The following is a 7,626-nucleotide window of genomic DNA, read 5'->3' on the forward strand; positions in this document are numbered from 1 at the left end:
GCTCCCGATACCGTTTGGGTCGTGCGATGAGCCGGCCAGCGGCCGGCACTACCGGAGTGTCGTACCCACCAACGGTCGGTACCTACCGGTCAGCGGAACACCACGGTGCGATGCCCGTTGCGCAGGATCCGGTGCTCCACATGCCGGCGTACCGCGCGCGCCAGGACCTGGGACTCGGTATCGCTGCCCAGCCGCACCAGATCGCGCGGCGTCATCGCGTGATCCACACGCGCGACGTCCTGCTCGATGATCGGGCCTTCGTCCAGATCCGGGGTCACATAGTGCGCGGTGGCGCCGATGATCTTGACCCCGCGCGCGTGTGCCTGGTGGTACGGCTGCGCGCCTTTGAAGCTGGGCAGGAAGCTGTGGTGGATGTTGATCGCGCGCCCGGCCAGCGCCTCGCACAGGCGCGGCGACAGAATCTGCATGTAACGCGCCAGCACCACCAGGTCGATCTGCTCGCGCTCGACCAGATCGATGATCTGCTGCTCCTGCACGGCGCGGTTGTCCGCGTTGACCGGCAGGTGATGGAACGGCACGCCGTAGGAGCCGGCCAGGGCAGCGAAGTCCTCGTGATTGGAGGCCACCGCCGCGATATCCACCTGAAGCTGCCGGCTGTGCGCGCGGAACAGCAGGTCGTTGAGGCAATGCCCCTGCTTGCTCACCAGCACCAGCAGGCGCGCACGACGGCGGGCGTCATGCAGCTGCCAGTCCATCCCGAACTCGGCGGCCAGGGTGGCCATGCGGGCTTCCACGTCGCCCAGTGACTGCTCGGCGGCACGGTCGAAATGCACGCGCAGGAAGAACCGGCCGCTCTCGTCGTCGCCGAACTGCTGGGCATCGAGGATGTTGCAGCCCAGCTCGAACAGCAGGCCGGACACACGGTAGACGATCCCGGTACGGTCCGGGCATGACAGGGTGAGGATGGAATCGGGGCGCATCCGGCCAGTGTAAGCGAGCACCGCCGGGCTGCGGTCGATGCTCTCAGATGCAACCAAGGGCAGTGGCCCAGCCCCTACACCGCCGCCGGGTCCACCTTCTCCACATCAATGCCGTACCGGTCGATCGCCACCTGCAGCTGGGCCCGTTCGATCCGGCCCTCGTCGGCCAGCGACTTGAGCGCGGCGAGCACGATGAAGTGGCGATCCACTTCAAAGAACGTACGCAGTGACTCGCGCGTATCCGAGCGGCCGAAGCCATCGGTGCCCAACGCAGTGAAGCGGCGGCCGTCGATGAAGGGCCGGATCTGGTCACCGACGATCTTCATGTAGTCGGTGGCCACGATCACCGGGCCCGGGTGCGCGGCCAGGCATTGCTGCACATATGGCACCCGCGGCTCCTCCACGGGGTGCAGCAGGTTCCAGCGCTCTGCCGCCAGGCCATCACGGCGCAGTTCGGTGAGGCTGGTGGCGCTCCACACATCGCTGGCGATGCCGAAGTCCTGCTGCAGCAGCGTGGCCGCGGCTTCCACCTCGCGCAGGATCGCGCCACTGCCCATCAGCTGCACGCGCAGCGCCGGGTCGCTGTCGGCGGCAGCGGGATGCAGCAGGTACAGGCCCTTGAGGATGCCTGCTTCGCTGCCTTCGGGCAGTGCCGGGTGCGGATAGGCCTCGTTGAGCACGGTGATGTAGTAGTAGATATCTTCCTGGTCCACGTACATCCGGCGCAGGCCGTCCTGGATGATCACCGCGAGTTCGAAGTTGTAGGTGGGATCGAAGGACACACAGCTGGGGATCACCGAGGACAGCACGTGGCTGTGGCCGTCGTCGTGCTGCAGGCCCTCGCCCATCAGCGTGGTGCGGCCGGACGTGGCGCCGAGCAGGAAGCCGCGGGTACGTGCATCGGCAGCCGCCCAGGCCAGGTCGCCAACGCGCTGCAGGCCGAACATCGAGTAGAAGATGTAGAACGGAATCGTGGCCAGGCCGTGGTTGCTGTACGCGGTACCGGCGGCGATCCACGAGCAGATCGCGCCGGATTCGTTGATGCCCTCCTGCAGGATCTGGCCGTCCTTGGCTTCCTTGTAATAGCTCAGCTGGCCGGCGTCCTGCGGGGTGTACAACTGGCCGAGGTAGGAGTGGATGCCGATCTGGCGGAACAGGCCTTCCATGCCGAACGTGCGTGATTCATCGGGCACGATGGGAATGATCAGCTTGCCCAGTTCGGGGTCCTTGAGCAGCGTGGTGAGGATGCGCACGAAGCCCATCGTGGTGGACTGGCCACGTTCGCCACTGCCCTGCAACTGGGTGGCGAACGCCGACAACGCCGGCACCGGCAACGGATCGACGTGGGTCACCCGCGCGGGCAGCTGGCCGCCCTGGGCCTGGCGACGCTGCGCGAAATAGCGCTCCTCGGCACTGCCCGGCGCGGGGCGCAGGTACGGCATGTCTTCCAGCTGGTCGTCGCTGACCGGCAGATCGAACCGGTCACGGAACGCACGCACGGCATCGACGCTCATCTTCTTGAGCTGGTGATTGATGTTCTGCCCTTCACCGGCCTCGCCCATGCCGAACCCCTTGACCGTCTTGGCCAGGATCACGCTCGGGCGACCATTGCCGGCGACGGCCTGCGCGTAGGCGGCGTACACCTTCTGCGGATCGTGACCGCCGCGGGCGAGCGCCCAGATCTCGTCATCGCTCAGGTCCGCGACCAGCGCCAGCAGTTCGGGATACCTGCCGAAGAAATGCTCGCGCACGTAGGCACCGTTCTGCGACTTGAAGGTCTGGTAGTCGCCATCCACGCATTCCATCATGCGCTGGCGCAGCAGGCCGGTGCGGTCCTTGGCCAGCAGCGCGTCCCAGCCGCCGCCCCAGATCACCTTGATGACATTCCAGCCGGCGGCGCGGAAGGTGCCTTCCAGTTCCTGGATCACCTTGGCGTTGCCGCGCACCGGGCCATCCAGCCGCTGCAGATTGCAGTTCACCACGAACACCAGGTTGTCCAGGCGCTCGCGGCCGGCCACCGAGATCGCGGCCAGCGATTCGGGCTGGTCCATTTCGCCATCGCCGAGGAACGCCCAGACCTTGCGGCCCTGGTGCTCCTTCAACCCGCGGTATTCCAGGTAGCGCATGTAACGCGCCTGGTAGGCGGCGGTGAGCGGACCCAGCCCCATCGAGACGGTGGGGAACTGCCAGAAGTCCGGCATCAGCCGCGGGTGCGGATACGAAGAAAGACCCTCGCGATCGGATTCGCGGCGGAAGTTGTCCATGCGTTCGGGCGCGATGCGGCCTTCGACGAACGCGCGGCCGTAGATGCCGGGCGCCGAATGCCCCTGGATGTAGATCATGTCGCCATCGAAGGTGTCGGTACGGCCACGGAAGAAGTGATCGAAGCCGACGTCATACAGCACCGCCGCGGACTGGTACGTGGCGATGTGGCCGCCCACGTTGGAGTGTTTGCCGGCGCGCAGCACCATGACCATCGCATTCCAGCGGATCATCGCGTTGAGGCGGCGCTCGATGCCGAGATCGCCCGGGTAGGCGGGCTGGCGCTCGACGGGAATGGTGTTGGTGTACGCCGTCCAGACGCGGCCATGCAGATCACCATGGCGGGCCGTGTCCAGCTCGGTCAACTGGTCCATCAGGTAATGCGCACGCGACCGGCCGGCGGCGTGGATGACCGCCTCCAGCGACTCACGCCATTCCTGGGTTTCCTGCGGGTCGATATCGAGGGGGGCGAGCGCTGGGTTCATGTGCATCTCCGGGGAAGGCGGCCAGGCCGTGCGCAGGACGCGACGGCAGCGGGGGCGGCACAGCGCGGACGCGGCGTCGCCCGGGCAGCAGAGCCGGGCGAGCGGGCAACCTGGCGGTTGCGGGACAGGCACGATAAGCAGCCGCCGCCGGGGCGGGTAGACCGGATGGGCTTGGCGCTTTATAAAGAAATTCTTTCCAATGGAGCGCGAGAATGGCGGCCAGCATGAACATTCTCCAGTCAATCCGCAGCTTCATCCGGACCGCCGACGCCGGCAGCCTGGCCGCAGCCGCGCGCACGCTGGGGGTCAGCCCGGCGGCGGTCGGGCAGAACATCGCCCGGCTGGAGGCGCATCTGGGTGTGCGCCTGCTCAACCGCACCACCCGTACCCTGGCCCTGACCGAGCGCGGTGCGCTGTACCTGGCCCAGGTGCGCCACATCGAGCGCGACCTGCAGCGCGCCCAGGCCGCCGTGACCGACCTCGATGCCACGCCTGAAGGACGGCTGCGGATCGCCAGCAGCACCGCGTTCGGCCGGCACGCGCTGGCCCCGTTGCTGCCCGCGCTGCAGGCCCGCTTCCGCCGCCTGGCGATCGAGCTGCTGCTCACCGACCGCAGCGTCGACCACGCGCACGAAGACGTGGACGTGAGCATCCGGATCGAACCGCAGCTGGAGGAAGGCCTGGTGGCCCGGCCGATCGCGCAGGTGCCGTTCGTGTTCTGCGCGGCACCGTCGTATCTCGCGCGGGCCGGCATCCCGCTCACACCGGAGGCGCTGCGCGAGCATCGTTGCCTGCTGCTGCGCTACCCGCTGGATGGGCGCTATCTGCCTTGGGGCTTCGTACGCGACGGCATGCGCTTCGATGCCGAGGTGGCCCCGGCGCTGGTCAGCGACGACATCGACGCGCTGGCCGCGATGGCGGTGGCCGGCGGCGGCATCACCCGGCTGGCGGCATTCGTGGCCGCGCCCTATCTCGCGCGCGGCGAGCTGCAGGCTCTGTTCGAACCCGGCGATGCGCAGAGCACCCAGGCCTCACCGGAACCGATGCGGTTGTTCCTGTGCGTCAGCGATCGCCGCGATCTGACCCCGAAGGTGCGGGCGCTGATGCAGCACATCATCGAGGGGCTGCCGCCGGCGTGGCGGGTGGATGCAGGCTGAGGGCAGGCTCACCCGGGATGCCGGCCAGCGGCCGGCACTCCCTTCCGCGTGTCAGCGTTCCGGCGCGATGAACACACCGCGGGCTTCGCGCGGTTCGCAGCGCAGGTACTGCGGTGCCGGAGCCACCGAATCGCCCAGTGCCGCGGCGGCATGCCACGGCCAGCGCGGGTCGTAGAGGATGCCGCGGGCCAGCGCGATCGCATCGGCATGACCATGGCGCAGGATCGATTCGGCCTGCGAGGGCTCGGTGATCAGCCCCACCGCGATGACCGGCATGCGCAGCTTGTGCGCCTTGATCGCCTGCGCGAACGGCACCTGGTAGCCCGGCGACAGCGGAATCTGCTGGCGCGGGTCGTTGCCACCGCTGGAGACATGCAGGAACTGGCAGCCGCGCGCGTCCAGCACATGCGCCAGGGTCGTGGTCTGCTCGATATCCCAGCCGCCGGCCACCCAGTCGCTGGCGGAGATGCGCACACCCACCGCGATGCGATCGGAGACGGCCTCGCGCACCGCGTCGAACACGCGCACCAGCAGGCGCATGCGGTTCTCCAGCGAGCCACCGTACTCATCCTCGCGGCGATTGCTCAGCGGCGACAGGAACTGGTGCAGCAGGTAGCCATGCGCGGCATGCAGTTCGATCAGGTCCATGCCGACGCGTTCGGCGCGACGGGCCGCAGCCGCGAAGGCTTCGACCACCGCATCGATACCGGCCAGGTCCAGTTCGGTCGGCGTCGGGTCGGTCTTGGCGAACGGCAGCGCAGACGGCGCGACCGTGGGCCAGGCACGCGGATCGGATGGGTCCATCGCACCGCCACCTTCCCACGGCTTGTTGACCGAGGCCTTGCGGCCAGCGTGACCCAGCTGCACGCCCAGCGGCATCGGCGACCACTGCTTGACCGAGGCCACGACCGAGGCCAGCGCGGCTTCGGTGGCGTCATCCCACAGGCCCAGATCGGCCCAGCTGATGCGGCCTTCCGGCAGCACGGCAGTGGCTTCCAGGATCAGCAGGCCGGCACCGGACTGCGAGAGCTGCCCGAGATGGATGCGGTGCCAGTCGTTGGCAAGGCCGTCGACGCAGGAGTACTGGCACATCGGCGCGATCACGATGCGGTTGGGCAGGGTCAGCGGGCCGAAGGGGATGGAGGAGAAGAGCTGGCTCAAGGGGGGAACTCGGGAAGAGGAAATGTAACCGGGCGCCATTGCACTCCTGTGCGGCGGCGGAGGCAACCGTGCCAGTGGATCAGTGTTTCGTAGCGGCTCAGGCGGCGGCGGTTCCCGGCAGCAGGAAGGCCAGCGCCTCGGCGCAGGATTGGTCGACTTTCAGGCTCAGCAGCGCGTCGGCACGGGTGAGGCCGCGGTTGAGCGCAGCGATCGGCACCCCGGCCTGCGCGGCCGCCTGCACGAAGCGGAACCCGGAATAGACCATCAGCGAGGAGCCGACCACCAGCACCGCATCGGCCCGCTGCAGATGGTCGTGGACGGTGGCGACCCGCTCGCGCGGCACGCTTTCACCGAAGAACACCACATCCGGCTTGAGCACGCCGCCGCAGGCCGGGCAGGCCGGCACCTGGAAGGCGGAGAAATCCATCTCCAGATCGGCATCGCCATCGGGCGCCTGTGCGGCCTCCAGATGCTCCCAGTCCGGGTTGAGCGCCAGCAGCCGGTGCTGGAACGCCTCGCGCGGGGTGCGTGCTTCACAGCCCATGCAGCGCACCTGGTCCAGCCGCCCATGCAGATCGATCACCGCCTCGCTGCCCGCCCGCTGATGCAGCCGGTCCACATTCTGAGTGAGCAGCAGCTCGACCTGCCCCCGGGCTTCCAGCGCGGCGAGCGCGGCATGCGTGCCGTTCGGCTGGGCCCACCCGAACCGGGGCCAGCCCAGCAGGCTGCGCGCCCAATAACGCTGGCGGGTGGCCAGCTCGCCCATGAAGGCCTGGTAGGTGACCGGCGGCGTCCGCTTCCACTGCCCATCGGCATCGCGGTAATCCGGGATGCCCGAATCGGTGCTGCAGCCTGCGCCGGTCAGCACGAACAGGCGCTGGGCGCGGTCGATGAACTCGGCGAGAGGTGTGCTCATGATCAGCAGATGGGGGCGCAGGGACAGAGAGGCAATCGCTGGCCGCTTACGGGCCCGGGATGTCACCCGGCAGCGACGGGACGCTGGTCGGATGGCCATCGGCATCCAGCGCGATCATCACGAAGTGCCCGCGCGTACACAGCTTGCGCTCACCGGTGTGGAGGTCTTCGGCGATCAGTTCAACCTCCACCTTCATCGAGCTGCGGCCCACTTCAACGATGCGGCCGACGGTCTCCACCATCTGGCCGATGCGGATCGGCAGCTTGAAATCGACCTGGTCCGAGCGCGCGGTGACCACGGTACGGCGGGAGTAACGGGCGGCGGCCAGGAACGCCGCCTTGTCCATCCATGCCAGTGCCTGGCCACCGAACAGGGTGCCCAGGTGATTAGTGTGGTTGGGGAACACGATCTCGGCCATGCGGACTTCGATGGGCGGGATGGCTTCAGGGATGGGGGTCATGGCGGGGGCCGGGAATGTGTGTGGGGTGGCGCGGATGATACGACAGGGGATGGTTGGGGGTCGCGTACAGCGTTCTTGGCGATACCAAGGGCTGCATTGATGGTCAGCGCACGTTGGTAATAACCGCCTTTCCAACCGCAATGGAAGATCCATGGGAAGTGACCCGGGTAGGCGAATGCAGGACCGTTGGGCCGCATGGATGCGGCCCACGAGCCTACAAGGACGTATTTTCGGCGGGTCCAGC

The 7,626-nt window shown here is 67.9% G+C and carries 6 protein-coding genes; 1 reads left to right on the plus strand and 5 read right to left on the minus strand.

All coding sequences use genetic code 11. The annotated features are described in order from the left end of the window. Nucleotides 1-89: 89 nt before the first annotated feature. Complete coding sequence (purU, locus tag QMX81_RS19820) at nt 90-941, minus strand: formyltetrahydrofolate deformylase (RefSeq protein WP_121044317.1); 852 nt, start codon at nt 939-941, stop codon at nt 90-92. A 74-nt stretch (nt 942-1,015) separates the two neighbouring features. Next, a complete protein-coding gene (gene aceE / locus QMX81_RS19825) occupies nt 1,016-3,688 on the minus strand; it encodes a pyruvate dehydrogenase (acetyl-transferring), homodimeric type (RefSeq protein ID WP_282264065.1) in 2,673 nt (890 codons plus the stop codon). A 224-nt stretch (nt 3,689-3,912) separates the two neighbouring features. Between aceE and QMX81_RS19830 the strand changes: the two genes are divergently transcribed. Then, nucleotides 3,913-4,845, plus strand: coding sequence for a LysR substrate-binding domain-containing protein (locus QMX81_RS19830; protein WP_282264067.1), 933 nt, complete (start codon nt 3,913-3,915; stop codon nt 4,843-4,845). A gap of 51 nt (nt 4,846-4,896) precedes the next feature. Here the strand turns inward: QMX81_RS19830 and QMX81_RS19835 are convergent, their stop codons facing one another. The 3 genes from QMX81_RS19835 to QMX81_RS19845 are packed head-to-tail and all read right to left on the minus strand — an operon-like array spanning nt 4,897 to nt 7,382. Then, nucleotides 4,897-6,045, minus strand: coding sequence for an NADH:flavin oxidoreductase/NADH oxidase (locus tag QMX81_RS19835; protein ID WP_121044326.1), 1,149 nt, complete (start codon nt 6,043-6,045; stop codon nt 4,897-4,899). A gap of 58 nt (nt 6,046-6,103) precedes the next feature. Continuing rightward, nucleotides 6,104-6,922, minus strand: coding sequence for an NAD-dependent protein deacetylase (locus QMX81_RS19840; protein WP_282264069.1), 819 nt, complete (start codon nt 6,920-6,922; stop codon nt 6,104-6,106). A gap of 46 nt (nt 6,923-6,968) precedes the next feature. Further along, nucleotides 6,969-7,382, minus strand: a complete 414-nt coding sequence (locus tag QMX81_RS19845; RefSeq protein WP_282264071.1) for an acyl-CoA thioesterase — start codon at nt 7,380-7,382, stop codon at nt 6,969-6,971. Between the last annotated feature and the right edge of the window lie 244 nt (nt 7,383-7,626).

The organism is Stenotrophomonas sp. PS02301 (assembly GCF_029959485.1).
In the GTDB taxonomy this organism is placed as follows: domain Bacteria; phylum Pseudomonadota; class Gammaproteobacteria; order Xanthomonadales; family Xanthomonadaceae; genus Stenotrophomonas; species Stenotrophomonas maltophilia_Z.